This window comes from Geodermatophilus sp. SYSU D00705, from assembly GCF_054050135.1.
This window is the reverse complement of record NZ_JBJGYT010000007.1, coordinates 97149-122933: the sequence shown is the minus strand read 5'-3', so window position 1 is coordinate 122933 and position 25785 is coordinate 97149. Positions and strand designations below refer to the sequence as shown.

23 protein-coding genes are annotated in these 25785 nt (G+C 77.0%); 9 read left to right on the top strand and 14 right to left on the bottom strand.

Annotated features, from left to right (window positions below):
- Positions 1-19: 19 nt before the first annotated feature.
- Positions 20-487 (bottom strand): DUF7144 family membrane protein, encoded by a 468-nt coding sequence (locus ACI78Q_RS08080; protein ID WP_456922817.1) that lies wholly within the window; start codon positions 485-487, stop codon positions 20-22.
- Between the two features lie 132 nt (positions 488-619).
- Between ACI78Q_RS08080 and ACI78Q_RS08075 the strand changes: the two genes are divergently transcribed.
- The gene (locus ACI78Q_RS08075) at positions 620-1228 is read left to right on the top strand and encodes a hypothetical protein (protein ID WP_456922816.1); all 609 of its coding nucleotides are present in this window, start codon (positions 620-622) and stop codon (positions 1226-1228) included.
- 93 nt (positions 1229-1321) lie between these two features.
- Here ACI78Q_RS08075 and ACI78Q_RS08070 read toward each other — a convergent pair whose 3' ends face one another.
- A complete protein-coding gene (locus tag ACI78Q_RS08070; RefSeq protein WP_456922815.1) occupies positions 1322-3028 on the bottom strand; it encodes an FAD-binding oxidoreductase in 1707 nt (568 codons plus the stop codon).
- A 15-nt stretch (positions 3029-3043) separates the two neighbouring features.
- Between ACI78Q_RS08070 and ACI78Q_RS08065 the strand changes: the two genes are divergently transcribed.
- Entirely contained in the window at positions 3044-4576 is a 1533-nt protein-coding gene (locus ACI78Q_RS08065) for a glycerol-3-phosphate dehydrogenase/oxidase (RefSeq protein ID WP_456922814.1), read from the top strand.
- A gap of 4 nt (positions 4577-4580) precedes the next feature.
- On the opposite strand, the gene ACI78Q_RS08060 is transcribed toward ACI78Q_RS08065, so the two are convergent.
- Positions 4581-5672 carry an FUSC family protein gene (locus ACI78Q_RS08060; RefSeq protein ID WP_456922813.1) on the bottom strand — a complete coding sequence of 364 codons (1092 nt, stop codon included), beginning with the start codon at positions 5670-5672 and terminating at the stop codon, positions 4581-4583.
- A gap of 65 nt (positions 5673-5737) precedes the next feature.
- Positions 5738-6832: an FUSC family protein gene (locus ACI78Q_RS08055; protein WP_456922812.1), complete on the bottom strand. Its 1095-nt coding sequence runs from the start codon at positions 6830-6832 to the stop codon at positions 5738-5740.
- Between the two features lie 99 nt (positions 6833-6931).
- On the opposite strand from ACI78Q_RS08055, the gene ACI78Q_RS08050 reads away from it, so the two are divergent.
- Positions 6932-7726, top strand: coding sequence for a methyltransferase domain-containing protein (locus ACI78Q_RS08050; protein WP_456922811.1), 795 nt, complete (start codon positions 6932-6934; stop codon positions 7724-7726).
- Between the two features lie 84 nt (positions 7727-7810).
- On the opposite strand, the gene ACI78Q_RS08045 is transcribed toward ACI78Q_RS08050, so the two are convergent.
- The gene (locus ACI78Q_RS08045) at positions 7811-8566 is read right to left on the bottom strand and encodes a MerR family transcriptional regulator (protein WP_456922810.1); all 756 of its coding nucleotides are present in this window, start codon (positions 8564-8566) and stop codon (positions 7811-7813) included.
- A gap of 104 nt (positions 8567-8670) precedes the next feature.
- Between ACI78Q_RS08045 and ACI78Q_RS08040 the strand changes: the two genes are divergently transcribed.
- Both ACI78Q_RS08040 and ACI78Q_RS08035 read left to right on the top strand, forming a co-directional pair.
- Positions 8671-9261 (top strand): DinB family protein, encoded by a 591-nt coding sequence (locus tag ACI78Q_RS08040; protein WP_456922809.1) that lies wholly within the window; start codon positions 8671-8673, stop codon positions 9259-9261.
- An 11-nt stretch (positions 9262-9272) separates the two neighbouring features.
- Complete coding sequence (locus tag ACI78Q_RS08035; protein ID WP_456922808.1) at positions 9273-10190, top strand: haloalkane dehalogenase; 918 nt, start codon at positions 9273-9275, stop codon at positions 10188-10190.
- A gap of 162 nt (positions 10191-10352) precedes the next feature.
- On the opposite strand, the gene ACI78Q_RS08030 is transcribed toward ACI78Q_RS08035, so the two are convergent.
- The gene (locus tag ACI78Q_RS08030; RefSeq protein WP_456922807.1) at positions 10353-10733 is read right to left on the bottom strand and encodes a hypothetical protein; all 381 of its coding nucleotides are present in this window, start codon (positions 10731-10733) and stop codon (positions 10353-10355) included.
- A gap of 68 nt (positions 10734-10801) precedes the next feature.
- Here ACI78Q_RS08030 and ACI78Q_RS08025 point away from each other — a divergent pair, with 68 nt between their 5' ends.
- Positions 10802-11383: a TetR/AcrR family transcriptional regulator gene (locus ACI78Q_RS08025; RefSeq protein ID WP_456922806.1), complete on the top strand. Its 582-nt coding sequence runs from the start codon at positions 10802-10804 to the stop codon at positions 11381-11383.
- Here the strand turns inward: ACI78Q_RS08025 and ACI78Q_RS08020 are convergent.
- Both ACI78Q_RS08020 and ACI78Q_RS08015 read right to left on the bottom strand, forming a co-directional pair.
- A complete protein-coding gene (locus tag ACI78Q_RS08020) occupies positions 11360-12808 on the bottom strand; it encodes a diguanylate cyclase domain-containing protein (protein ID WP_456922805.1) in 1449 nt (482 codons plus the stop codon). The genes ACI78Q_RS08025 and ACI78Q_RS08020 overlap by 24 nt on opposite strands.
- Before the next feature lie 130 nt (positions 12809-12938).
- Entirely contained in the window at positions 12939-13541 is a 603-nt protein-coding gene (locus ACI78Q_RS08015) for a TMEM165/GDT1 family protein (protein ID WP_456922804.1), read from the bottom strand.
- Positions 13542-13870: 329 nt separating this feature from the next.
- On the opposite strand from ACI78Q_RS08015, the gene ACI78Q_RS08010 reads away from it, so the two are divergent.
- The gene (locus ACI78Q_RS08010; protein ID WP_456922803.1) at positions 13871-14989 is read left to right on the top strand and encodes an MFS transporter; all 1119 of its coding nucleotides are present in this window, start codon (positions 13871-13873) and stop codon (positions 14987-14989) included.
- Here the strand turns inward: ACI78Q_RS08010 and larC are convergent.
- The 3 genes from larC to ACI78Q_RS07995 form a co-directional block, all read right to left on the bottom strand.
- A complete protein-coding gene (gene larC, locus ACI78Q_RS08005) occupies positions 14974-16146 on the bottom strand; it encodes a nickel pincer cofactor biosynthesis protein LarC (protein ID WP_456922802.1) in 1173 nt (390 codons plus the stop codon). The two genes, ACI78Q_RS08010 and larC, sit on opposite strands and share 16 nt — an antisense overlap.
- Before the next feature lie 93 nt (positions 16147-16239).
- The gene (locus tag ACI78Q_RS08000; RefSeq protein WP_456922801.1) at positions 16240-18927 is read right to left on the bottom strand and encodes a diguanylate cyclase domain-containing protein; all 2688 of its coding nucleotides are present in this window, start codon (positions 18925-18927) and stop codon (positions 16240-16242) included.
- A gap of 101 nt (positions 18928-19028) precedes the next feature.
- Positions 19029-20684, bottom strand: coding sequence for a diguanylate cyclase (locus ACI78Q_RS07995; RefSeq protein ID WP_456922800.1), 1656 nt, complete (start codon positions 20682-20684; stop codon positions 19029-19031).
- Between the two features lie 110 nt (positions 20685-20794).
- On the opposite strand from ACI78Q_RS07995, the gene pheA reads away from it, so the two are divergent.
- Positions 20795-21730: a prephenate dehydratase gene (gene pheA / locus ACI78Q_RS07990; protein WP_456922799.1), complete on the top strand. Its 936-nt coding sequence runs from the start codon at positions 20795-20797 to the stop codon at positions 21728-21730.
- 6 nt (positions 21731-21736) lie between these two features.
- Here pheA and ACI78Q_RS07985 read toward each other — a convergent pair whose 3' ends face one another.
- Together ACI78Q_RS07985 and ACI78Q_RS07980 are read right to left on the bottom strand one after the other, a co-directional pair.
- Positions 21737-22618: a ketopantoate reductase family protein gene (locus ACI78Q_RS07985; protein WP_456922798.1), complete on the bottom strand. Its 882-nt coding sequence runs from the start codon at positions 22616-22618 to the stop codon at positions 21737-21739.
- 33 nt (positions 22619-22651) lie between these two features.
- Positions 22652-24763, bottom strand: coding sequence for an MMPL family transporter (locus ACI78Q_RS07980; protein ID WP_456922797.1), 2112 nt, complete (start codon positions 24761-24763; stop codon positions 22652-22654).
- Between the two features lie 78 nt (positions 24764-24841).
- On the opposite strand from ACI78Q_RS07980, the gene ACI78Q_RS07975 reads away from it, so the two are divergent.
- Positions 24842-25312: a MarR family winged helix-turn-helix transcriptional regulator gene (locus tag ACI78Q_RS07975; protein WP_456922796.1), complete on the top strand. Its 471-nt coding sequence runs from the start codon at positions 24842-24844 to the stop codon at positions 25310-25312.
- Between the two features lie 134 nt (positions 25313-25446).
- Here ACI78Q_RS07975 and ACI78Q_RS07970 read toward each other — a convergent pair whose 3' ends face one another.
- Positions 25447-25776: a GroES family chaperonin gene (locus ACI78Q_RS07970; RefSeq protein ID WP_456922795.1), complete on the bottom strand. Its 330-nt coding sequence runs from the start codon at positions 25774-25776 to the stop codon at positions 25447-25449.
- Positions 25777-25785 lie beyond the last annotated feature (9 nt).

Genomic DNA, 25785 nt, shown 5'->3' with positions numbered 1-25785 from the left:
CGGGGCCGCCCGTCCGCCGTCACCGCAGGGTGGCGACCTCCTCCGCGCGCACGGTGAGGGCGTAGATCACCAGCACGTCGAACGCGATCACCAGCGCCGACCAGACCGGGTAGGCCGGGAGGAACGCCAGGTGCACGAGCGCGCTGACGGCGGCGAACACGACCGCCGCCATGCGGGCGAAGCGGCTGCCGTGCAGCACGCCCGCGCCCACGACGATCGCGGCGATGCCCAGGATGACGTGCAGCCAGCCCCAGAGGGCGTAGTCGGCGGTGACGACGAGCGCGGTGGACCGGACCAGGTAGAAGTCGTCGTTGAGGAGTGCCGTGACCCCCTCCATCACCGAGAAGAGGCCGATCAGCACGAGCAGGACGGCGGCGAAGGTGACCCACGCCGCCCAGCCGGTCGCCCGGTCACCGGAGCCGTAGCGGCCGACGTGGGCCTCGGCCTGCCAGTTCGCCTCCCAGTGCTCTTGGCCTGCGCTCGCCATGGCGCTGCCTCCTCCCGGGCAGGACCGCCCCGCCCGATGGGCCGAGCCTCGCGGGCGACGGGGGCCGGGCGCCTCATGCGGAACGGACGATGCGCCGTCCCACCCGGCCGAGTGGCCGGGCATGCTCGACCGGTGGCCCGCCTCCGGTTCGACGGCTGGATCCTCGGCGTCGGCACGACGTCGGGCACCCGTCTGGTCGTCGGGCACTGGCCCCGGTCCCCGTTCGGGCCGCTGTCCGACGTCATGGTGCAGCGCCCCGACGGCACCCGGGTGCTGCTCGCCCCGTCGTCCGCGGCCGGCGACTTCATCGCCGCGACGTACACCTTCGACGAGGTGCTGCCGGCCGACGTGGTCGTGGCCCGGCCGGACGCCGCGACCTGGACGGTGACGGCCGGCCCGCTGCGGCTGTGGGCCCGCACCGGGCGCCGGTCGCCGCTCGGGTGGCTGCTGCGCGCCGTCCCCGCGCCCCTGGCCCGCGCCCCGGCGTGGGTGGGGCTGCTCGACCGGCCGGCCCGGGTGCTCGCCGGGCTGCGGACGACGGGTTCGGCCGGCAACGGGCGCACCGAGTGGTACGGCGTCCAGGACCTGCACACGGTGACGGCGGCCCAGGCCGTGTGGGACGGCGCGCCGCTGGGGGCGCTCACCCCGGTGCGGCCGCAGGTCACCTTCGGGTTCGGCTCGGTCCCGCCGGCGCCGAGCCTGGCCCGGGTGACGACGACGGTGCACCTGCCGGACGGCTGACCTGCGGCGGTGTCAGGCGGACCTCGGCGCCGAGCGCTTCCGGCGGGGGCGGGTGGCCGTCTCCTCGGGCACCCGGGCCAGGTGCGAGTCGCTTCAGTCGGGCAGCAGGACGCCGGGGTTGCAGACGCCGCGCGGATCCAGTCGCTGCTTGACCGCCCGCAGCACGTCGACGCCGAGCGGGCCGATCTCGCGCTCCAGCCACGGGCGGTGGTCGGCGCCCACGGCGTGGTGGTGGGTGAGGGTGCCGCCGGCGGCCACCAGCGCGTCGGTCACCGCCCGCTTGGCGACCAGCCACTGTTGGATGGGGAGGTCGTCGTCGCGGTCGGCCAGCACGGTGACGTACAGCGAGGCCCCGGTGGCGTAGCAGTGCGAGACGTGGCTGAGCACCAGCGGCGTCCGGCCCCGGCTGCCGAGCGACTCGCGCAGCGCCCGGCGGACGGCGTCGTAGACCCCCGGCAGCTCGGACCAGGTGGCCGCCGTCTCCAGGGTCTCGACCAGCAGGCCGGCGTCCATCAGCGAGTCGCGCAGGTAGGGCGCGCCGAAGCGGTGCTTCCGCCACGACTCGCCGACCCGCCGGCCGACCCGCACGGCCCCGCCGTCCCGCAGCACGGACGCCGCGGCCTGCGTGCGGGCCCGCACCAGCTGCGGCAGCCCCTCCCAGCCGACCACGAGCAGGCAGCCGGCGCCGCGCCGCCGGGCGCGCAGCGAGCCGCGCAGGGCCCGCGCGCCGGCCCCGCCGCTCATCAGCAGGCTGGCCCGCGTCTCGTCGGGGTCGGACAGCCGGACGACGTCGGGGAGCAGGTCGTGGCGCGCCAGCCGCTGCAGCGCGGCCAGCCCTGCCGCCCACGAGCGGAACGACCAGCCCTCGTAGCGGCCGGCCCGCGTCCTGGGCCGCACTCGCAGCCGCAGCTCGGTGATGATGCCGAGCGCGCCCTCGGAGCCCAGCGCGAGGCCGAGCAGGTCCGGCCCGGCCGCCGAGGCCGGCGGGTGCCCGAGCTCCAGCACGCCGGTGGGCGTGGCCAGCGTCAGCCCGGCCACGAGGTCGTCGAAGCGGCCCAGCCCGGTGGACGCCTGCCCCGCTGACCGGGTCGCCGCGTAGCCGCCGAGGGTGGCGAACTCCCAGCTCTGCGGCAGGTGGCCGAGGGTGAGGCCGTGCCCGCCCAGGTGCTCCTCCAGCGCCGGCCCGCGCATCCCGGGCCCGACGGTGACGAGGGACGACGGCACGTCGAGGCCGGTCACCTCCGCCATGCGGGCCAGGTCGACCGAGATCGACGGCCGGTCGTCGGCGTCGACGCCCGAGAGCCCGCCGACCACGCTGGTGCCGCCGCCGAAGGGCACGACGACGACACCCATCTCGCTGCACAGCGCCAGCAGCGCGGCGGTCTCCGCGGTGCTGCCGGGGGCGACGACGGCGTCGGGGGCGTCGGAGGCGTCGCCCTCCCGACGGCGCAGCAGGTCCAGGTAGCTCTTGCCGCCGGCGTGCCGCAGCCGGCTGTCGCGGTCGGTGCGCACGTGCTCCTCGCCGAGCAGCTCGACCAGCCGCAGCCGGCACTCCTCGGCCAGCCGGGAGGGCGCCAGCCGGATCTCGCCCACCGGGACCGGCGGGGTGGGCCGCGGCGTCCAGTCCAGCTCCCGGGCCAGGTGCTTGCGGGCGGCCTTGGGCAGCACCTCGGCCAGCGGCGGGAAGGGCGCGAGCTCGAGCGTGCCCTCCTCGCCGTCCCGCCCGACGGCCACCGTCGCGTCGCGGGGGCGGGTGGGGGCGCCCCAGCCCTGGATCGTCAGTTCGGGCTGATCCGGCACGGCTACAGTCTGCCGGTGCGCAGCGGGGGACCTGCCGACGGCGCCGGTGTGCTCTCCGCCGCACGCCGGGTCGCGGACCTCGACGCCGTGGCCGGCGGCTGGGTCGACGTGGTGGTCGTCGGCGGCGGCGTGACCGGCGCCGGCGTGGCCCTCGACGCCGCCTCTCGGGGGCTGTCGGTCGCGCTGCTGGAGCGCACCGACCTCGCCGCGGGCACCAGCCGCTGGTCGTCGAAGCTGGTGCACGGCGGGCTCCGCTACCTGGCCCACGGCGAGTTCGCGCTGGCGCGGGAGAGCGCCCGCGAGCGCGCCGTCCTCATGGGGGCGACCGCCCCCCACCTGGTGCGCCCGCTGGCCTTCCTCGTGCCCGACGCGGCCGGGCGCGCCGCCAGCGCGCTGGCCGGTGTCGGCGGCCGGCTGGGGGACGCCGTCCGGACGTCGGTGCCCGGCGGGCGCGGCTCGCTGCCGGGCACCCGCCGGGTGGACGCCGCCGAGCTGGCCCGGCTGACCCCGGGCGTGCGCGGGCGCCGCGGCGGGCTGGTGTTCTGGGACGGCCAGCTCACCGACGACGCCCGGCTCGTGGTCGCCCTGGCCCGGACGGCGGCCGAGTGCGGGGCGCGGGTGCTGACCGGCGCGGCGGTGAGGGCGGTGGACGGCGCCGACGTGCACGTGGAGACCGACGACGGGGAGGCGCTGTCACTGCGGGCCGGCGTGGTCGTCAACGCGACCGGCGTCTGGGCGCAGCGGCTGGCCCCCGGGGTGCGCCTCGTGCGGTCGCGCGGGTCGCACCTGGTGGTCCCGGCCGCGCGGCTGGGCTCGCCGTCGGCGGCGCTGACCGTGCCGCTGCCCGGATCGCGGTCGCGGTACGTCTTCGCGCTGCCGCAGCCGGACGGGCTGGTGTACCTGGGGCTCACCGACGAGCCGGTGCCCGGCCCGGCGCGCGACGAGGACCCGGTGCCCGACGACGCCGAGGTGACGCACCTGCTGGACACGGTCAACCAGGTGCTCGCCGAGCCGCTGACCCGCGCCGACGTGGTGGGCGCCTACGCCGGGCTGCGGCCGCTGGTGCTGCCCGCCTCGGCCGGCGCCGGCCCCGGGAACGCCACCGCCGACCTCTCCCGGCGGCACCTGCTGCGCTGGGACGGACCCGTCCTCACCCTCGTCGGCGGCAAGCTGACCACCTACCGCGCCATGGCCGAGCAGGCCGTCGACGCCGTGGTGACGCGGCTCGGCCGCGGCGCCCGCCGGTCGGACACCGCCCGCCTGCCGCTGGTCGGTGCCGCCCCGCGCCGCGCGCTGGACCGGGTCGAGGCGCCGCAGCGGCTGGTCGCGCGGTACGGCACCGAGGCGCCGGTCGTCGCGGGGCTCGGCGCCGACCCGGTGGTGGCGGGGCGGCCGGAGACGCTCGGGGAGCTGCGGTTCGCCGTCCGGGCCGAGGGTGCGCGGACCGTGGCCGACCTGCTGGACCGCCGGGTGCGGATCGGCCTGGTGCCGGCCGACCGCGAGCGCGCCGTCCCGGTGGCCGAGCGGGTGCTCGCCGAGGAACTCTGACCGCTCAGGCGGCCGGCTGCCGGCGCGCGTGCACGTCCAGGGCGGTCAGCCCGCGCCGGACGCCGACCGCCACCGCGCCCATGGCGAAGAACCCCTCCTCGTCGGAGACCGTCGCGGTGCGCAGCAGCGCGACCAGCCGGTCGAGCGCGGCGGTGGCAGTGGCGATGCGGCCGTCCCGCTCGTCGGGCGTCGTCCCGTCCGCGCGGTGGTACGGGGTGGCGACCACGCCGGCCAGGCCGTCGAGGGCGTCGGCGAGCGCCCGGCCGGTGCCGGCGTCCACGTGGTCGACGGCCCGGCGGTGCGGCTGGAACTCCACGACCAGCGAGATGAGGTCGTCGACGAGGACGGCGACGCGGTCCACCGCTCGGGACTCGGCGCGGATGCCCGCCGCCCGGCCCCGCCACCGGCGGGCCCGCGGGTTGGCCCGGCGCGCCCGCTCCACCTGGGCCTCGGCCGCGCGCATCCGGTCCAGCTCCCGGTCCAGCCGCCGGGCCCGGCGGGCCCACTCGGCGGCGTCGGGCACCCGGCCCTCGTGCAGTGTCGCCGCGATCTCGCGCAGGTGGTCGGCGAGCGCCTGGCGTGTGCGGGTGATCTGCTCGACGGCGTTGGTCAGCTGCAGGGGCGGGAACAGCACGGTGGTGACCAGGACGCCGATCGCCGCACCCAGCAGCGTCAGGCCCGCGTAGCGCAGCACGTAGGCGTCGGGGTCGTCGAGGCCCACCGTGAGCATGAGGACGGCGGCGAAGCTGACCCAGCTGGCCTGCTCGCGCCACAGCCCCCACTGCTCGACGGCGATCGCCAGCGCCACGATCAGCGCGATGGTCAGGGCGCTGGGCACCGGGCGGGTGAGCTCGTAGACCGCGACGGCCAGCCCGAAGCCGGTGAGGATCGCCAGCACGCTGCGCCAGGCGGCGCTGGCCGAGTCGGCGATCGTGGGGTGGACGGCGATGACCGCGCCCAGCGGGGCGTAGTACGCGTAGTCCGACAGCATCGGGGGGAGCAGGCCGGCGGCCTGCCAGGCCAGCCCAGCCGCGACGGCCGCACGCACGCCCCGCTGCACGGCCGGCCGGCGCAGCTGCGCCCAGAGGATCCCCACGGGGACCCAGGATGACCGTTGCCCGCCCCGGGCGCGGGCCGGGGGAGGGTGACGCTGGTCGCGGTTCAGTCCGCCGGCTCCTCCCCGGGCAGTGCGTCCAGCGCCGCGAGTGCCCGCTCCACCCCGACCGCCACCGCGCTCAGGGCGAGCAGGCCTGGGTCCTCGTCGAGCGTGGTGGCCCGCAGCCGGTCGACGAGGGCGGTCAGCGCCTCGCCGGCGACCTGGACCCGGTGGTCGCGGTCGTCGGGCCGGACCGCGTCCGCGGCGTGGTACGGCGTCCGGACCACCCCGGCCAGGCCCTCGAGGGCGTCGGCGACGCGCCGGGCGGTGCCCAGGTCGGGCCGCTCACCGCCGCGCAGGTGCGGCTGGTACTCCGCCACCAGGGCGGTGACGTCGTCGAGCAGGACCGCGACGCGGTCCAGGGCGCGGGACTCGTCCCGGATGCGCGCGGCCGGCTCCTGCCAGCGGCGGGCCCGCGGGTTCGCGCGCCGAGCGCGCTCGACCGTCCGCTCGGCGTCGCGCATCGCGTCGAGGGCGGCGCGCAGGGCGGCGCCGTGGGCCCGCTCGTCCTCGGTCGTGGGGGTCCGGTCGGCGCGCAGCTCGGCGGCGGTCCGGCTCAGGTGCTCGGCGACGAGGTGCCGGGTGCGGGTGATCTGGGCGGTGGCACGGGTCAGCTGCAGCGGGGGGAACAGCGCCGTGGTCACCAGCACCCCGATCGCCGCGCCGAGCAGCACCAGCCCGGCGTAGGCGAGGACGAAGTCGGAGGCGTCGCCGCTGGTGCCGATGGTGAGGGTGAAGACGGCGGCGACGCTCACCCAGCCGGCGCCCTCGCCGAGCACCCGCCACCGCTCGAGCGCCACGGCCACCGCGACCAGCGTCGCCAGCGTCAGCGCCGTCGGGAGGGGGCCGGGGAGCGCGGCGACGCCCGTGGCGAGCCCCGCGCCCAGGAGGATCGCGAGCACGGTCCGCCAGGAGGCGCTGGCCGAGTCGGCGATGGTGGGGTGGACGGCGATGATCGCGCCGAGCGGCGCGTAGTACGCGTAGGCCGGGAACGGCGCCGGGAGCAGCACGGCGACCTGCCAGGCCAGCCCCGCCGCGATCGCCGCGCGGATCCCGCGCTGGACCGTCGGGTCGCGCAGCAGCGCACGCAGGGACGTCACGGGTCCCCAGCCTCGCAACCGCCCGCACCCCGGGCCAGATCGTCCCATCACGTGAGAAGCCAGTTCCACGGTGTGGACGCGGCGGTGCAGGCTGGGCCCGTGGACACCTACACGCACGGGCACGCCGACTCCGTCCTGCAGTCCCACCGCTGGCGCACCGCGGAGAACTCCGCTCCGCACCTGCTGCCGCACCTGCGACCCGGACTCGACCTGCTCGACGTGGGCTGCGGCCCGGGCACGATCACCGTCGACCTCGCCGCCCGCGTGGCCCCGGGGCGGGTGGTCGGGCTGGACCTCTCACCGGCACCGCTCGAGGAGGCCCGCGCGGCCGCGGCCGCGGCCGGGGTCGACGTGACCTTCGCGGTCGGCGACGGCTACGCCCTCGACGCGCCCGACGGCTCCTTCGACGTCGTCCACGCCCACCAGGTGCTCCAGCACCTCACCGACCCGGTCGCCGCGCTGCGGGAGATGGCGCGGGTGTGCCGGCCGGGCGGGGTGGTCGCCGTCCGGGACGTCGACCACGCCACGTTCACCTGGTTCCCCGCCGACGGGGGCCTGGACCGGTGGCTGGAGCTCTACCACGCCGTCGCCCGCCACAACGCGGCCGAGCCCGACGCCGGACGCCGGCTGCTGGCCTGGGCGCACGCCGCGGGGCTGCGCGACGTCACCGCGACGGCGTCGTCCTGGTGCTACGCCTCGCCGGCCGAACGGCAGTGGTGGGGCACCTCCTGGGCCGGCCGCGCGACGGCGTCGGCGTTCGCGGAGCAGGCGGTCGCCTACGGGCTGGCCACCCCCGACGAGCTCGAGGGGGTCGCCGCCGCGTGGCTGCGCTGGGCCGGGGCGGACGACGGCTGGCTGGGGATGATGCACGGCGAGCTGCTGATCCGGCTCTGAGCCAGGCGGCTCTGCGGGCGTCCCTCGTCCTCTGCGGGTCCGGCAGGACCGCGGTTGCACGTGGAACGCCCGCAGGGCGCGGGCTCACGCCCCCTGGCGGGCGGCGTTGGCCTGGACGGCGGTGCTCACGTACTGCGCCAGCCCGGGGGCCATCGCCTCGTACGTGGCCGTGAACCGCGGGTCCTCGACGTACATGCGCCCCAGGGCGGCGTGCATCTCGGGCGAGCACTCGTAGAAGTTCCGGCTGATGTGCTGCCGGTCGTCCTCCGCGACGTCCATCGCCTGCTCCGAGTCCGGCGCCGCGCCCGACCGCAGCACCGCCACCCACCGGTCGCCGATGTCGGCCATCTCGCCCTTCACCCGCAGCCAGTCCTCCTTCGCGTAGCCCCGCGTGCGCCGCTGCGACTCCGCCCACGCCGCGGTGTCGCCCCAGCGCTCCTCGGCCTCGGCCTCGTACTGCGCCGGGTCGTGCTCGCCGAACACCTCGAACCGCTCCTCGGGGGTCAACGAGATCCCCATCGCCCTCGCCTCCATCTCCTTCTCGACGGCCGCGACCATCGCCCGCGTCCGCTCCAGCCGGTCCCGCAGCAGCCGGTGCTGGCGGCGCAGGTGCTCGGCGGGGTCGGCCGACGGGTCGTCCAGCAGCGTCGCGACCTCCTCGAGGGGGAAGCCGAGCTCGCGGTAGACCAGCACCCGGTGCAGTCGGTCCAGGTCGGCCGGCGAGTACCGGCGGTAGCCGGCCGACGTCCGCCCGGACGGCGACAGCAGCCCGATCCGGTCGTAGTGGTGCAGCGTGCGCACCGTGACCCCGGCCAGGGCAGCCACCTCTCCCACGTTCACGGTCCCTCCTCTCCGACGTGGACGAGTGGACAGCCTGACGTCGCGTCAGGGTCAAGCGCGATCCGTCGGCCCGCCTGCAGGGGCCCTCGCCGAGCTCGCGAGGCGTGGGGGGCAGGCGGGTCCTTTCTCTGCTCGGCAAGCTCGACGGCCTCGACGAGTACGCCGTCCGGCGGTCGATGACGCGCACCGGCACCAACCTGCTCGGCCTGGTCAAGCACGTCGCCTACGTGCAGCTCGGCTACTTCGGGGAGGTGCTCGGCCGGCCCAGCGGCCGGCCCTGCCCGTGGGACGACGGCGGTGAGGACGACGCCGACATGTGGGCCCGCCCCGACGAGCGCCGCGAGGACGTCGTGGAGCTGTACCGGTTCTCGGCGGCGCACGCCGACGCGACCATCGAGGCGCTGCCGCTGGACGCCGTCGGCGAGGTGCCGTGGTGGCCGGAGGAGCGGCGGCACCCGACGCTGCACACCCTGCTGGTGCACATGTGCGTGGAGACCGCCCGGCACGCCGGGCACGCCGACGTCGTCCGGGAGTCCATCGACGGCGCGGCCGGGATGACCGCGGCCAACCCCAACCTGCCCGAGCGCAGCGACGCGGAGTGGGCGGCCTTCCGCGACCGCATCGAGACGGCGGCGCGACAGGCGGCCGGCCGCACGGCGCCGGGCCCGACGGGTGGCCCTCCGGTGGATGCGTGAGGATCGCAGGCATGGCCACCGACGACGTCTCGCCCGAGGACCCCTTCCCCCGCAAGCGCGTGCGGGTGGACCGGCGGGCCGACGGCACCCTCCAGATGGCCTACGTCGAGGTGGGGGAGCGCGGGGCGGGCGGGAACGACATCGTCTTCCTGCACGGCAACCCGACGTCGTCCTACCTGTGGCGCAACGTGCTGCCGCACGTGCAGCACCTGGGCCGCTGCCTGGCGCCGGACCTCATCGGCATGGGGGAGTCGGACAAGCTGCCCGACCCCGGGCCCGGCACGTACTCCTTCGCCGCCCACGCCGGGTTCCTGGAGCGATTCCTCGCCGAGGTCGGCGCCACCGAGCGGGTCGTCTTCGTGATGCACGACTGGGGCTCCGCGCTGGGCTTCGACTGGGCGCACCGGCACCCCGGCGCGGTCCGCGGGCTCGCCTTCACCGAGGCGATCGTGACCCCGCTGACCTGGGCGGACTGGCCGGCGGACGCGCGACGCCTCTTCCGCACCATGCGCGGCCCCGACGGGCCGGCGGCGGTGCTGGAGAAGAACGCCTTCGTCGAGCGGATCCTGCCCGCCTCGGTCGCCCGCGGGCTGAGCCCCGAGGCGCACGAGCGGTACCGGCAGCCCTTCCGCACCCCCGAGGACCGCTGGCCGACGCTGGAGTGGCCCCGTCAGATCCCGCTGGAGAACGTGCCGCCGAAGGTCCGCGACGTCGTCGCCCGGTACGGGCAGTGGCTGCGCACCAGCGACGTGCCGAAGCTGTTCCTCAACGCCGACCCGGGGTCGATCCTGGTCGGCCGGCAGCGCGCCTTCGTGCGCAAGTGGGCGGCGCTGACCGAGGTCACCGTGCCGGGCGCGCACTTCGTGCCCGAGGACTCGCCGCACGAGATCGGCCGGGCGCTGGCGGAGTGGATCCCGACGCTGCGCTGAGCCGTCCGGGGCCTCGCGGACCGGGGGCGTGCGCGGCCGGGTCCGGGGTGCCCCTCCGGTGCTCCGGCTCCGAGTGCAGGTGCACTCAGAGCCGGAGCACGCGCGGAGAGGTGTCTGTCGCGGTGGGTCCAGGGTGCCGACGGGCTCCCGCTGGGGCGCCGGTCAGGCGGGCTGGGCCTCCGCCTCCGCCACCGTGGGGACGACGCCGGCGGTGCCCGGGAACGATCGGTTGCTGAACGCCCTCATCTCCGGACCCCACCGGCGCATCGCCGAGCGGTGCGGGTCGGTGCGGACGAAGGCCACCATCGCGGCCTGGTCGTCCCACCAGGACACGGTCGTGAAGTGGCGCGCCAGGGGCCGGGCCCGGAGGAACAGCGAGCGCGCCCCCGGGCTGCGCATGGCCTGCTTCCGGATGGCCAGCGAGGCACGCAGGAACGCCGGGACGTCGCGGAAGCGGCGCAGGTGCAGCTGGGTGAGGACGACGACGCCGGGACCGTCACCGACGGTCTCGGCCTTCCACGGCAGGTCGGGGATGAGGGGCACGACAACCTCCTTTACATGCGTTTAGCACCAGAGGCTAGGCGCCTTCTTAACGCATGTAAAGTGACCTTGTGCCCCCACGGACCCCCGGCCGCCTGCGCACCGACCTCGTCGCCTCCGCCGCCGCGCTGATCGAGCGGACCGGCTCGGTGGAGGCCGTGACGCTGCGTGCGGTCGCCCGCGAGGCGGGGGTGACCGCGCCCGCGGTGTACGGGCACTTCGCCGACCTGGGGGCCCTGGTCGACGCCGTCCTCGAGGAGGGCTTCCTCGCGCTGCGCGCGGCGATCGAGACGTCGGTGGCCGGGATCGAGGACCCGGTGGAGCGGCTGGTGGCCGGGTGCCGGGCCTACGTCACGGCCGGCCTCACCGCACCTGCCCGCTACCGGGCGATGTTCCAGCGGCAGGAGGTCCCCGGCGGAGCGGGCGCCTTCGACGTGCTGGTCGACGCCGTCACCGCCTGCCAGGAGGCCGGGCGCTCGGCCAGCCGGGACGCCCGGGGCGACGCGCTGCTCATCTGGACGGCCCTGCACGGGGTGGTGACACTGCGGGCGGCCGGGGCGGGCGCCCCGGAGCTCGACGGCCGGCTGCGCGACCTGGTCGGCCGGCTGGCCCTGGTCTCGCCGGCCGCCTCAGGCGGGAACGGCGCGGGCTGAGCGCCGGGCGCTCTTCACCCGGTACATCGCCGCGTCGGCGGCGGCCAGCGCCGTCTCGGGAGTGTCCCCGGCGTCGCAGACCGCGACACCGACGCTCACGCCGACGCGGTGCCGGCCACCGCGCGCGTCGGTCAGGGGCGCGTCGAAGGACGCCGTGACGCGGTCGGCCACCGACCGGGCCGCGTGGGCGCAGTCCAGCCCGGGGCACAGCACGACGAACTCGTCGCCGCCCAGGCGGGCCACGGTGTCGCCGGGGCGCACCGCCGCCTGCAGTCGGCGGGCGGCCTGCACCAGCACCTCGTCCCCGACGGCGTGGCCGGCGGTGTCGTTGACCGGCTTGAAGCCGTCGAGGTCGCAGAACAGGACGGCGAGCGGCTCTGCTGCCCGCCGCGTGGGCTCCAGGAGCTGGCCGAGGCGGTCCATCAGCAGGGCGCGGTTGGGCAGGCCGGTGAGGGGGTCGTGCAGCGCCGCGGCGCGCAGGGCCCGCTCCAGCTCCCGCTGCGCCGTGACGTCGGCCAGGGCGACCACCGCACCGAGGAGTGTCCCGTCGTCGTCCCGGATCGACGTGCCGGAGGCCAGCACCTCGCGGACGGCGCCGCCGGCCGGCGCGATCCGCATCCCGACGTCGGCGATCCGGTCCTCGCGGAACACGCGGGTGAGCGGGACGCGGTGCGGGGCGAGCGGGCGCCCGTCGGGCTCGCTGAGGGAGAAGGCGGCGGGGAAGTCGGCGACGTCCACCCGCGGGTCGGCGTCCGCCCCGTGCCACTGCCGGCTGACCTCGTTGAACAGCACCACCCGGCCGTCGGCGTCGGCGGCGACGACGCCGACGGGCAGCGCCTCGAGCAGCGCGCGGACGAAGGCCTCCGAGCGGGCCAGCTCGGCGTGCGCCCGCTCCGCGTCCCGGCGGGCGACCGTGGTGGCGGCGGCGACGTCGGCCAGCTGCCGGACGGCGCGGCGCCGCTCCACGATGCCCACGATCACGTCGGCGAGGTCGCCGAGGCGGTCGCGGTCGTCGGCGGAGAAGGCGTGCGGCTGCTCGTCGAGCACGGCCAGCGTCCCGACGGTGGTGCCCTCGATGACCAGGGCGGCGCTGGCGTAGCCGCGCACCCGCGCGCGGCGGCCGTCGACCCACGGGTTGGTCGCGAAGCGGGGATCGGCGCTGAGGTCCTCGAAGGCGTGCACGCCCGGGCCCCAGCCGGTCAGCACGGCGCTGATGGACGCCTCGCCCGGCGCGACCCCGCCGCCGGAGCCGTGCGGGGACAGCCGGAGCTCCTCCCGGTCGTCCAGCACGTGCACCGCCGCGTGGGGCGCCCGGGTCAGGGCGGCGGCCACGCGGACCACCCGCTCCACCTCGGGGTCTCGGCGGACGTCGAGGACCTCCAGCTCGTGCAGCAGCGGGGCGCGGCTGCCCGCTGGCTCGGTCACTGGTCCCACGGCTCCTCGGCGTCGTCCCGGTACGGCCGGCGCCTCCCGCCGTCCTGCCACCCCATCGACGCCCGCGCCGCCCCGGTTGAGGAACCGCGGGCGGACGTCCCCCGGACGGGGTGTTCTCGTATCAGGATGCCAGCGTGCGTACCGTCTCGACGGCGGCCACGACGGCGAAGACCAGGAACAGCCCGGCCGCCACCCGCCGGATGAGCGCGATCGGCAGGCGGTCGGCCAGCTTCTTGCCGAGGAAGACCGCGAGGCCGGACACGGTGAGCAGCGCGGCCCAGGCGCCGATGAACACCGACAGGGGGGCGTCCAGGCGGGCGGCGAGGCCGGCGGTGGCCAGCTGGGAGAGGTCTCCCCACTCCGCGGCGAACAGCACGCCGAAGGAGATGGCCGCGGCGCGGAAGAACGACGTCCCCTCGCGGCCGGCGGCGACGTCGTCGGCGTCCTCCGGGCCACTGTTCGCGCTGCGCCACAGCAGCACCGCGCCGACCAGGAAGAGGACCGCCACCACGCCGCTGACCAGCGCGCCGGGGAGCAGCGACAGCAGGCTGCCGGCGGTGACGGCGATCGCCACCTGCAGGCCGAACGCCGCGCCGACGCCGATGAACACCGGCCAGTGCGGGAAGCGGGTGGCGAGCACCAGGCTGGCGAACAGCGTCTTGTCCGGCAGCTCGACGGGCAGGACGAGGATGAACGCGGTCGCGATGACCGACAGGGACAGCACGGGTTTCTCTCTTCCGCTCGGCACTGCCGGGCGGGTGCGGGTACGCCTCCGACCGGCAGCACGGGACTGCACTGGTCGAAGGTCTCGCCCACCCACGCCGGGGGCGTGGGCCCGCTGACCGGGCGACCACCGCGGGGTGGTGCGCCAGCATGTCGACCAGCGGACGGGGGGCTACTCCCCTTCTCGGCCCGCCAGCCTAGCCGAGCCCTCCCGGGGGAATCCGGGTGCGCACGGGTGAGCTGTCGCACTAGCGTCGGGCCATGCCGTTCCGTTGACGCCCGTCCACGGCCCCCCTGACCCCCGCGGCCCGGCCGCTGGCCCGGCTGGCCGTGGGCTGGGCCGCGCTCTCCGAGCTGGTCCCGTACTACCCGCTCTACGCGCTGCTCTTCCTCGACACCGGGCTCTCCGGCGCCCAGGTGTCCGCGCTGTTCGCCGTCTGGTCGGTCACCGGCCTGCTCACCGAGGTCCCGGCCGGCGTCCTGGCCGACCGCTGGTCGCGGCGTGGGGTCGTCGTCCTCGGTGGCGTGCTCCAGGCGGTCGCCTTCGCGGTGTGGACCGCCGCCCCCGCCGCCCCGGCGTTCGCCATCGGGTTCGCGCTGTGGGGCGTCTCCTCCGCGCTGGTGTCCGGCGCCGCGGAGGCCCTCGTCTACGACGGGCTGGCCGCGGTCGGGGCCGAGTCGGCCTACACCCGCGTCAACGGCTGGATGACCGGCGCCGAGCTGCTCGTGCAGGTGCCGACGGCGGCCGCGGCCAGCGCGCTGTTCGCCGTGGGCGGGTACCCGGCCGTCGGCTGGGCCAGCGTCGCGGTGTGCCTGGCCGCCGCCGCGCTCGCGCTCCGCTTCCCCGAGGCCCGGCACGTCGCCGAGGACGACGAGGGCGAGGACGTACCGCTCCGGCAGGGCGTGGCCGAGGCGCTGCGCCCGGGTCTGCGGCTCACCGTGCTCGCGGTCGCCCTCCTCGGCGGCCTGGACGCGGTCGAGGAGTACTTCCCCGTCCTCGCCGCGGACTGGGGCGTGTCCACCGAGGCCGTGCCCTTCGCCGTCCTGGCCACCGCGCTGGCCGGAGCGCTGGGCGGGGCCCTGGCCGGCCGGGCCGAGCGGCTCCCCGACCGCGCGCTGCCGGCGCTGCTGGCGCTGTCCGGGCTCCTGCTCGTCGGCACGGCGCTGTGGGCCCGGCCGGCGGCGCTGGTCGCGCTCGCCGCGGCCTACGGCGTCTACATCGCCGTGCTGGTCGTCGGGGAGGCGCGGCTGCAGCACCGCATCACCGGTCCGCACCGGGCGACCATCACCTCGGTCGCGGGACTCGGGCTCGAGCTGGCCTCGCTCCCGGTGTTCGCGGCCTGGGCGCTCGGCGGTCTCGGGGGCGTGGCGGTCGCCGTCCTCGCCGTCGTCCCGGTGGTCGCCGCGGGCCTGCGCCGTCCGCCCGGCACCGGTCAGGGCACGGGGTAGGCCGCCTCGGCGGCGGCCGTGGCCGCGCGCAGGACCTCCTTGACCGGCGCCGCGAGCCGCCCGGCCAGCGCGGCCACGTCGTCGAACTCCACGCTGACGTTGACCACGCGCCCGTCGAGGACGGCGAGCTTCACGCCCACCCGGCCGCCGAGGACCGCCACCGACGCCGAGGCCCGCTCCAGCGCCACCTTGCCGACCGGCACCACCCGCAGCCCGATCGTGGACGTCGCGGTGAACACCGTCGCGCGCAGCTCGTCGACCGCGTCGGGCGGGCACAGCACCGACAGGGTGTGCGCCGGGCGCCCCTTCTTCATGAGGATCGGGGTCAGCCAGGCGTCCTGGGCGCCGGCCGCCAGCAGCCGGTCGAGCACGCCGGGCCACAGCCGCGGGTCCAGGTCGTCGACGTTGGCCTCCAGCACCACCGCCGAGGCCGGCGTGGGCGGCTCGGGCTCCCCGAGCACCAGCCGGACGACGTTGGGCAGCTGCTCGGGGTCGCGGGCACCGGCGCCGACGCCCACCGTCTGCACCCGCATCGGCGGCAGCGTCGTCCACTCGTCCACGCGGGCGGCCAGCAGTGCGGCACCCGTGGGCGTGCAGGCCTCCGCGGGCACCGGGCCGGCGTGCACCGGCGCCCCGGCCAGCAGTTCCAGCACCGCGGGCGCCGGGACCGGCACCACGCCGTGCGCGCTGCGGGCCGCGCCGCTGCCCAGCGCGACGGGGGAGGCGGTGAGCCGCTCCAGGCCCAGGTGCTCGAACGCGGCGACCACCCCGACGACGTCGGCCAGCGCGTCCAGCGCCCCGACCTCGTGGAAGTGGACGCTCTCCGGCGCGATCCGGTGCACCCGGCCCTCGGCGACCGCCAGCCGCTCGAAGACCGCCAGCGCGCCGTCCCGGACCGCGGGGGCGAGGTCGGCGTCGGCGAGCAGGTCGCGGACGTCGGCCCAGGTGCGGGTGCGCACCGACGGCGGGGCGTGCACGTGCACCCGCGTGGCGCCCAGCCCGTGCCGGCTCACCTGCTCGGTGACCAGCCGGATGCGCTCGACCGGCAGCGCGGCCACGGCCGTCGCCGGGACCTCCAGCGGCACCCCGGCGTCGACGAGCGCGCCCAACAGGAGATCCCCGGAAGCCCCTGCCGCCAGGTCCAGCCAACCGATCACGCTGAGACCGTAGTGAGGGCGCTTCTGCGGTGTTCCGTGCGCTCCTGCGGCGGTGCACCGCCGCAGGAGCGCACGGGATCCCGCAGGAGGCAGCTACCGGCGGGTCCTCCGGGCGATGCGGGCGGCGAAGACGCCGGCGGAGTGGCCGTTGTCGATGTTGCTCACCACGACGCCGGGTGACGCCGAGTTGAGCATGGTCAGCAGCGCGCTGAACCCGCCGAACGAGCCGGGCTGCCCGGTGGAGGTGGGGACGGCGACGATCGGCACGTCGGTCATCGCGCCGACCAGGCCGGCCAGCGAGGCGTCCATGCCCGCCACCACGACCAGGCAGTCCACGTCGTCGAGCAGGGTGCGATCGGTCAGCAGCGGGCGGATCCGGCTGCCCCCGACGTCGTCCACCCGCACCACCGAGGTCCCGGTGATCCGGGCGGCGAAGGCGGCCTCGGCGGCCACGGGCAGGTCGCCGCCGGCACCGCACAGGACGCCGATGCGGCCCACGGGCTCCGGCAGCGGCCCGACGGCCGCGGACATCGCCGCGGCGTCGACGGTCGTGTACGCGTCGTGCTCGCTGGCCAGCGCCACCAGGGTCTCGGCGGTGGCGCGCACCACGACGGCGGGCCGGTCGGGGAACTCCCGGCGTGCCTCGCGGACCAGCGTCAGCACCTGCTCGGTGCTGCGGCCGGTGGCCCAGACGACGTCGGGCTCGGCCGGCGCGTCCCGCAGCGGGGCCGCGGGAGCGGGCTCGACCGGCGGCACCGGCCCGAGCGCGGGCTCGACGGGACTGCCCAGGCCCAGCGGGGAGTCGACCGGCTCGACGAGGAGGGGGGCGAAACCGCCGGGGTCACCGGCGGGGTCGTCCAGCGGGGAAGGCTGCACGGCAGGGACCCTAGGCGCCACGACGACCGGCTCCCGGGTACCGGCGGGGGCCGTGTCGGTCCCAGTGGACACGTCCGTCACAGGCGTCGCAGCCGACGACGGCGGGCCGAACAGCGCGTCGAGCGGGCTGTCCCCGGCGCGGGTCTGCGTCTTCGCCGACAGCCGGACGACGCGGTCGCGGCCGCGGCGCTTGGCGTCGTAGAGCACCCCGTCGGCGGCGGCGAACAGGGTGCGGCGGTCGTCGCCGCGGGTGGCCGAGGCGATGCCGACGCTGATGGTGACGGGGAGGTCCACGCCGAGGCTCGCCCAGTCGTGGGCGGCGACCGCACGGCGGGTGCGCTCCAGCGCGCGCTCGGCCTGCTCGGCGGTGGTCTCGGGCAGCAGCACGACGAACTCGTCGCCGGCCCAGCGGCACACCTCGTCGGTGTCGCGGACGCCGGCGATCAGCAGCTCGCCCACGGTGCGCAGCACCACGTCGCCGGTCGGGTGCCCGGCGGTGTCGTTGACCTCCTTGAACCGGTCGACGTCCACCACGGCCAGCGCGGGGGCGGCGCCGGAGGAGAGCAGGACGTCCAGCCGGGCCTCGGCGTAGCGCCGGTTGGGCAGGTGGGTGAGCGGGTCCTCGTAGGCCTGCCGGCGCAGCTGCCCGGCGGCCCGCTCGGTCTCCAGCAGGCTCTTGCGCCGGCCGAACAGCTCCACCCAGCGGGTGCGCCGCTCGTCGACCCGGTCCAGCTCGTCGGCGAGGTAGGCCTGCAGGTAGGGCAGGGCCCGGCCGGCGTCGTCGAGCTCCGAGTGCAGCGTGCACAGCTCGCGCAGCGCGGCCCGGCGCAGCCTCGGCAGCCCGTGCTCGGTGGCGATGGCCAGCGCCCGGGCCAGCTGCTCGTCGGCCCCGCGGCCGTCGCCCTGGCGGCGCAGCGCGCGGCCCAGCGCCAGCAGGGCGGCCGACAGGAGGGCGCGGTCGCCGCCGGCGGAGGTGACGCGGACGGCGGCGCGCAGCGGTGCGGCGGCCGCGGCGTGCGCGCCGAGGCCGACCAGGGCCCAGCCGTGCACGACCTGGGCGGCGACGACGGCCTCGGCCGCCTCGGGCGGCAGCAGCGCCAGCGCCTGTTCGGCCAGCTCCCGGGCCTCGGCGAAGTGCGCCTCGGCGGCGTCGGGGACGCCGTCGTCCAGCAGCGCCTCGCCGAGCTCGGCGCACAGCTCGCCCAGGCGGGTCGCGGTGCGGGCGACGAGCACGTCGGCGTCGCCGTCCTCGCCGGTCAGCGCCCCGGGTGCGGCCGCCGCCTCGTGCGCCCGCCGCTGGTAGTCCAGGGCCAGGGGCATGAGCTCGAGGTCGGCGAGCACCGCGGCGAGGGTGCCGAGGGTGTCGATGAGCAGCAGGGACGGCGGCAGCGCGGGGTCGAGCAGGCTGGCGGCCTCGACCGCCTCGTCCATCGCGGCGTCGATGCGACGCGAGAGCAGTTCGATGCGGGCGTGCCGCGCCAGGCCGGCCGCGCGCTGCAGGTCGTCGTCGGTGGCCTCGAACGCGGCCTTCGCCGAGCGCACCAGCGCGATCGCCAGGGCTGCGCGGGAGGCGGACTCGGCCCGCGGGTCGGCGTCCTCGGTGCCGTCGATGAGCTCGGCGACCCCGGCGTGCAGGTCGAGGGCGGGCGGCGTGCCCGTGCCGTGCGGCGGCTCCACCGGGTCGCCGACGAGCGTGAACCCGGCCACCCGCAGCCGGCGCACCAGCAGCTCGGCGCGCAGCGTGTCGGCCCAGGCGCGGCCGAGCGGGTCCGGTGCGTCGTCCGGGGAGGAGACCTCGTAGGGCGAGATGTCGGTCTCGACGTCGGCGAGCAGCTCCTCGGCGTCGTCGAGCTGCCAGTTCGCCAGCGCAGCGGTCACCCGTTGGTGCAGGGTTCCCGGTGGCACGAGCGCACTGTGCACGGCCTCCCGCGCCGAGTCGAGCACCGGCCGGGGGGCGCGCCGACGGTCGTCCGTTTCGTCACAGCCGTCCCACCCGGCGAGTCCGGTCACGAGGCGTCCTCGCGCGGCGCCCGCCCGCCCGGGGCGCGGACCCGGTTGCGGCCGCTGCGCTTGGCGGTGAACAGGTGCAGGTCGGCGGTGTCGAACAGCGAACGCCACGCGACCGGCTCCTCGGCGGCGCCGGCCGCCGTCGCCACCCCGATGCTCACGGTCACCGGCTCGGTGAGCTGGAGGTCCGCCCAGTCGGCGCCGGCCACGGCGGCGCGCAGCCGGTCCATGGCGACCAGCGCCTGGTGCTCGGTGGCCGTCGGCAGGACGACGAGGAACTCGTCGCCCGCCCAGCGGTACACCTCGTCGCCGGTGCGGCTGTGCTCCAGCAGCAGCGCGGCCACCCGCCGCAGCACCTCGTCGCCGTGCGAGTGGGAGGTGTCGTCGTTGACCTCCTTGAACCGGTCGACGTCGACGACGGCCAGCGACAGCGGCTCCTCGCCCAGCCGCAGGTTGCCCAGCCGCCGCTCCGCGCTGCGCCGGTTGCCGAGGCCGGTGAGGGGGTCTTCCATCGCGTGCCGCCGGAGGACGGCGGTCTGCCGCTCGGCCTCCCGCAGCCGGCTGCGGCGCACGAACATCTCCGCCCACAGCTCCCGGCCGCGGGCGTGCGCCCGGCCGGTGTCGGCGCGGTAGGCCTCCAGCCAGTGCAGCGCCTCGGCCGGGCGGCCCATGGCGGCGGTGCTCTGGCCCAGCTCCAGCAGGCACTGCCGGTAGCGCCGGCGGTCCCCGGTGGCGGCGAAGGCACCCGCGGCGTCGACCAGCAGGTCGGTGGCCTCGGCGCCGTGCCCGCCACCGGCCTGGGACCGCGCGAGCCGGGTGAGCAGCCGGGCGAGCACCAGGTCGGTGTACCCGCGCAGCCAGATGCCGCCGTCGCGGTGGACCCGCCGGTGCGCGCTGCGCAGCGGGCCCAGGGCGTCGTCCAGGTCGCCGCGGCAGGTCAGTCCCCACGCCTGGACGACGTCCAGCAGGTCCTGCTCGGCGGGCTCGGGCTCCCAGTCCAGGGCGCGGGCGGTCCGCGCGCACTCGACGGCGACGTCGGCCAGTTCCCGGGAGCGGTCCAGGTCGCCGCGCCGGTGCAGAGTCTGGGCCAGCTCGGCGTGCTGCTGGGCGCACAGCTGCAGCATCAGCCACTGGTCGGCCAGGTCCGGCAGCGCCGCGGCGACCCGGTGCCCGGACAGCGCCTGGGCGACGGCGAGCTCCTCCAGGTCCAGGGCGGTGAGGGTGAGCGAGAGCCACCGGTGGGCCTGGTGCAGCGCCCGCGAGGGGCCGCCCGCGCCGGAGCCCTCCGCGATCAGGCTCGCGTCGATGGCGGTGAGCATCGCCGCGTCGAAGTGGTCGGAGGCGACCTCGACGTGGGCCAGGTAGGCCAGCGTCAGCGCCGTCCGGTCGGTGGGCGCGCAGCGGACCACCGCGTCCCGGGCCGCCCGCACGCCGCTCGCGGCGACGTCACGGTCCCCGTCCAGCAGCCCCCGCCGGGCGGCGAAGGCGTGCCGCCAGGCCGTCCAGTGCGGTTCGGTGGCGGCGACCAGCACGGCCTCGGCCCGGTCGTGCTCGGTGGTGAAGACGGTGGGGTCGTCCCGGGAGCTGGCCGCGAGGAGGCGCCAGAGCACGTCCTCGAGCTCGGCCTCGACGAGGCGGTCCGGGCCGGCGGTCACGCATCCCTCCATCGACGGGTCAACGACCGGCGTGGCCGCCGGGTGCGGGGAGTGACGCAGCTCTCCCGGGCGGGGCGGGCGCCCCGGGCCCACCGCACTACCCTCGTCGGATGCCTGCGATGCCCCCGACGCGGTTCGCCTATCTCGGGCCCGAGGGTACCTTCGCCGAAGCGGCCCTGAGCAGGGTCGTTCCCCCTGCGGAGGGGGTGCGGCAGCCCGCGGCCAGCGTCCCGGCGGCGCTCGCCGCGGTCCGCTCGGGGGAGGCCGACGCGGCCCTCGTCCCGATCGAGAACTCGGTCGAGGGCTCGGTGCCGGCCACCATGGACGCGCTGGCCGACGGCGCCCCGCTGCTGATCGCCCGCGAGGTGTTCCTGGCGGTCTCCTTCGTCCTCGCCGTGCGGCCGGGCACCGACCTGGCCGCCGTCCGCAGCGTGGCCAGCCACCCGCACGCGCTGGCGCAGACCGCCCGCCGCCTGGCCGAGCTCCTGCCCGGCGTCGTCCCCCTGCCGGCGACGTCCACCGCCGGGGCGGCCCGGCAGGTCGCCGAGGGGGAGTTCGACGCCGCGGTCTGCGCGCCGATCGCCGCCGAGCGCTACGGGCTGACCGCCCTGGTCGAGGACGTCGCCGACCACCCCGGCGCGGTCACCCGCTTCCTCCTGGTTACCCCGCCGGGGCCGCTGCCGGCCCCCACCGGCAACGACAAGACCTCGCTGGTCGCGGTGGTCGGCGACCGCACCGGCGCCCTGCTGGAACTGCTGCGCGAGTTCTCCGTGCGCGGGATCAGCCTGACCCGCATCGAGTCGCGCCCCACCCGGGAGCGGCTGGGCGTGTACTCGTTCTCCCTCGACTGCGAGGGGCACGTCGCCGACGCCCGCGTGGGTGAGGCGCTGGCCGGGCTGCACCGGGTGTGCGACGACGTCCGCTTCCTCGGCTCCTACCCGCGGGCCGACGGCCGGGAGAACAAGCCGGTGCCGCCGACCGCCGGCGACGACGCCTTCGCCGAGGCCGCCGGCTGGCTGCAGGCCGTGCGGGAGGGCCGCGCCTGACACCGCTCAGGTCCGGACCCGGGCGCGCAGCTCGGTGACGATGCGGCGGACGACCGGGACGTCGACGCCGTGCCGGTCGGCGGCCCGCACCACGGCGCCGCCGATCGCCTCCAGCTCGGTGCGGTTGCCGGCCTCGACGTCGCGCAGCATCGACGACTTCGCTGCCGCGGGCACGGTCTCGGCGAACCGGAGGGTGGCCGCCGCGTCGACCTCGGCGCCCTCGGCGCGGGCCACCGCGGCGATCTCCTCGACGACAGCCCGCAGGTCGGCCCCTCGCCGCTCGCGCACCTCCCCGATCGGGCCGCCCACGCTGGTAGTCAGCAGCGCCATCGGGGCGAGGAAGCACAGCTTGGCCCAGAGCAGCCCGGCCTCGTCGGCGCGCGCGGCGACGTCCACGCCGGCGTCGGCCAGGGCCGCGGCGAGGAGCTCGGCGCCCGGTGCCAGCGTGACGGTGGCGAGCCGGCCCTCGTGCCGGATCGCCCCCGGGGCGGTGCGGCTGGCGATCACCTGGATGGAGCCCGCGACGGTGCGGGCCCGCGGCAGCCGGGCTCGGAGCACCGCCATGTGCTCCAGGCCGTTGAGCAGCGGCACGAGCAGGGCCGTCCCCAGCACGTCGGGCGGGAGCCGGTCCAGCGCCGGCTCCAGCTGGGTGGCCTTGGTGGTGACCAGGCAGGCGTCGACCGGCCCGGGCAGGACCTCCGCACCGGAGACCGGCACCGCGAACTCGCCGTAGCGGTCACTGATCACCCGGAGCCCGTCCCGGTCGACGACCGTGGCCGTCTCCCGGCCGGCGAGGCAGGTGACCGCGTGCCCCCGCCGGGCCAGCAGGGCGGCGAGCAGGCCCCCGACCCCGCCGGGGCCGAGCACCGCGATGCGCAGCGGGTCCATGCCACCACCCTGGCCCGGGCGGGCGGAGGCCGGCTACACGCGCGCCGGCTCGCGCTCCGGCGCCGGCGTCGTCCGCGCCGCCAGGGCGCCGGGCCACCACACCCGGTCGCCGGCCAGGTGCACCGCCGCCGGCACCAGCAGCGAGCGGACGAGGAAGGTGTCCAGCAGGACGCCGAAGCCGACGAGGAACCCGAGCTGGGTCAGGATCACCAGAGGCAGCACGGTGAGGGCGCCGAAGGTGGCGGCCAGCACCAGGCCGGCGCTGGTGATGACCCCGCCGGTGACCGCGAGGGCCCGCAGCACGCCGTCCCTCGTGCCGTGGTGGGCGGACTCCTCCCGCGCCCGGGTCATCAGGAAGATGTTGTAGTCGATCCCGAGCGCCACCAGGAAGACGAACCCGATCAGCAGCACCTGCGGATCGCTGCCCGGGAAGTCGAAGACGTGCTCGAACACCAGCGCGCTCACGCCGACCGTCGAGAGCACGCTCAGCGCGACCGTGGCCACCAGCAGCACCGGCGCGACCAGCGCCCGGAGCAGCAGCGCGAGGACCACGGTGATGACCAGCAGCACCAGCGGCACGATCACCGCCAGGTCGCGGGCCGCGGTCTCCTGGGTGTCCAGGTCGCTCGCCGTCGAGCCGCCGACCAGCGCCTCGGGGTCGACGTCGCGCACCGCCGTCCGCAGCTCGGCGACCACGGCCTGCGCGGCCTCGCTGTCGGGGGCGTCGGCGAGGGTGACGTCGAGCCGGACCAGCCCGTCGACCTCGACCGGGTCGCCCGCGCCGGGCGGTCCGGACCGCTCGCCGCTGAAGGGCACGACGTCGGTGACGCCGTCCAGGCCCGCGGCGGCCTCGGCGACCGCCGGCCAGTCGCCGGCCGGGGTGAGGACGACGGCCGGGCTGGCGCCGCCGGCGTCGAAGTGCCGCGCCAGCGCCTCCTGCCCCGTCGCCGACGGCGAGCCCCCGCGGACGGCGTCGGACAGGGCGATGCCCCCGGCGTCGAAGGTCGGCGCGAACGCGGCGAGCGCGACCAGGACGGCGAGGCTGGCCAGCAGCACCCGGCCCGGACGGCGCCCCACGCCGGTGGCCACCCGCTGCCAGCCGCGCCCGTGCGGCTGGTCGTCGCCCACGCGCGGCCGGAACGGCCAGAACGCCGCCCGGCCGAGGAGCACCAGCGCCGCGGGCAGGAAGGTGAGCGCGGCCAGCACCGCGACGGCGATGCTCACCGCGGAGATCGGCCCCAGGCCGCGGTTGGAGCCGAGGTCGGAGAAGAGCAGGCACAGGACGCCGAGGACGACGGTGGCGCCGCTGGCCACGATCGGCTCCCACGACTGCCGGAGCGCCGTACGCATGGCGGTGGTCCGGGAGGTCTCCCGGCGCAGCTCCTCGCGGTAGCGGGCGACCAGCAGCAGGCCGTAGTCGGTGGCCGCGCCGACGACGAGGATCGAGGCGATGCCCTGGCTCTGGCCGTTGACCTCGATCCAGCCCCGGTCGGCCAGCAGGTAGGCGACCGCGAGGGAGACCACGAGGGCCAGCCCGGCCGTGGTGATCACCAGCAGCGGCAGGAGCGGGCTGCGGTAGACGATCAGCAGGATCAGCAGGACCACGCCGAACGCGGCGAGCAGCAGCAGGCCGTCGATGCCGGAGAAGCCCTCGCGGAAGTCGTTGAACACCGCGCCCGGGCCGGTGACGTACGCGGTGGTGCCCTCGACACCGGGCAGCGCCCGCAGCTCGCCGACCACCTCGCCGAGCGCGTCGCCGAGGTCGGGGTCCAACGGCAGGACCGCCTGCACCGCCTCGCCGTCCTCCGACGGGATCGGCGGGGACGCCTCGCCGGTCAGGGCGCCGGCCTCCTCGGCCAGGCCGACCGCCTCGCGGGTGCGCCCGGCGATCTCCCCGAGCTGCGCCTCCTCGAGGGCGCCGTCCGCGCTCTCCCACAGCAGGACGACCGGGAGGCTGCGCTCGGTCCGGAAGCCCGCCAGCAGCTCGGTCACCCGGGTGGACTCCGCGCTGTCGGGCAGGAAGGCTGCGGAGTCGTTCTCCTGGACCTCGGTCAGCCTGCCGCTGAACGACCCCAGCGGGCCGGCCAGGCCGAGCCAGAGGAGGGCGACGAGGGCGGGGAGCAACCAGCGGGCGACGGAGCGCATGATGTCCTTCGACGGTCGATCATCTCGATCGTCGAGAGAATACGGCGCTCTGCCGCCGCGCGCCAACGGGAGGGTGGAGTGGCCGAGGACGCCGACGCCGGGCGGCAGGAGGTGGCGCTGCTCCTCCGCCGGCTGACCGTCGAGCTGGACGCGGTGGGACAGCGGTTCGCCGGGCTGCACGGCCTGGGGCGCACCGACGTCCGGGCGCTGGTGGCGATCATGGACGCCGCCCGCCGCGGCCAGGCGCTCACCGCGGGCGCGCTCGGCTCGGCCGTGGAGCTCAGCTCGGCGTCGGTGACCGCGCTGGTCGACCGGCTGGAGCGGGTCGGCCACGTGCGGCGGGTCCGGGACCCCGAGGACCGGCGCCGGGTGGCGCTGGAGATCTCCGACGAGGCGATGGCGGCCGGGGCGGAGTACTTCGGTGGGCTGCAGCGCGACCTCGTCGGCGCGATGGCCGGCTACTCGGGCGAGGAGCTGGCCGTCGTCCGCCGGTTCCTGGAGGAGATGACCGCGGTGATCGAGCGGCACGCCCGGCCGGCCGCCGACTGAGTCCCACGCTCTGTGCACACATCGTGGTCTCGCCCGCCGCTTGCGCACGGTCTGCGCACAGAGCAGGGTCTCGGCGTGCCTGCCCCGGCGCCCGCGGATCCGGACACCGCGCGACCGGCGCCGCGACGCGGGCCTCAGAGGTAGAGGCCGGTGGACTCCTCGATCCGCTCGGCCGCGACGGCGTGCACGTCCCGCTCGCGCAGGATGATCAGCTCCTCGCCGTGCACCTCGACCTCGTGCTGGTCCTCGGGGGAGAACAGCACCTGGTCGCCGACCTTCACCTGGCGGACCCCGGCACCGACGCCGCGCGCCTCGCCCCACACCAGCCGCTTGCCCACCTGGGCGGTCGCCGGGATGAGGATGCCGCCCGTGGAGCGGCGCTCGCCGTCCTCCTTGCGGAGCGCCACCAGGATGCGGTCGTGCAGCATCTTGATCGGCAGCCCTGAGCCCCTGACGTCAGCCACGCCGGGTCA

Coding starts and splice junctions, on each gene's coding strand:
- ACI78Q_RS07980 (WP_456922797.1), bottom strand. CDS start 24,763: ATGCGCTCCGTCGCCCGCTGGTTGCTCCCCGCCCTCGTCGCCCTCCTC.
- pheA (WP_456922799.1), top strand. CDS start 20,795: ATGCCTGCGATGCCCCCGACGCGGTTCGCCTATCTCGGGCCCGAGGGT.
- ACI78Q_RS08035 (WP_456922808.1), top strand. CDS start 9,273: ATGGCCACCGACGACGTCTCGCCCGAGGACCCCTTCCCCCGCAAGCGC.
- ACI78Q_RS07985 (WP_456922798.1), bottom strand. CDS start 22,618: ATGGACCCGCTGCGCATCGCGGTGCTCGGCCCCGGCGGGGTCGGGGGC.
- ACI78Q_RS08080 (WP_456922817.1), bottom strand. CDS start 487: ATGGCGAGCGCAGGCCAAGAGCACTGGGAGGCGAACTGGCAGGCCGAG.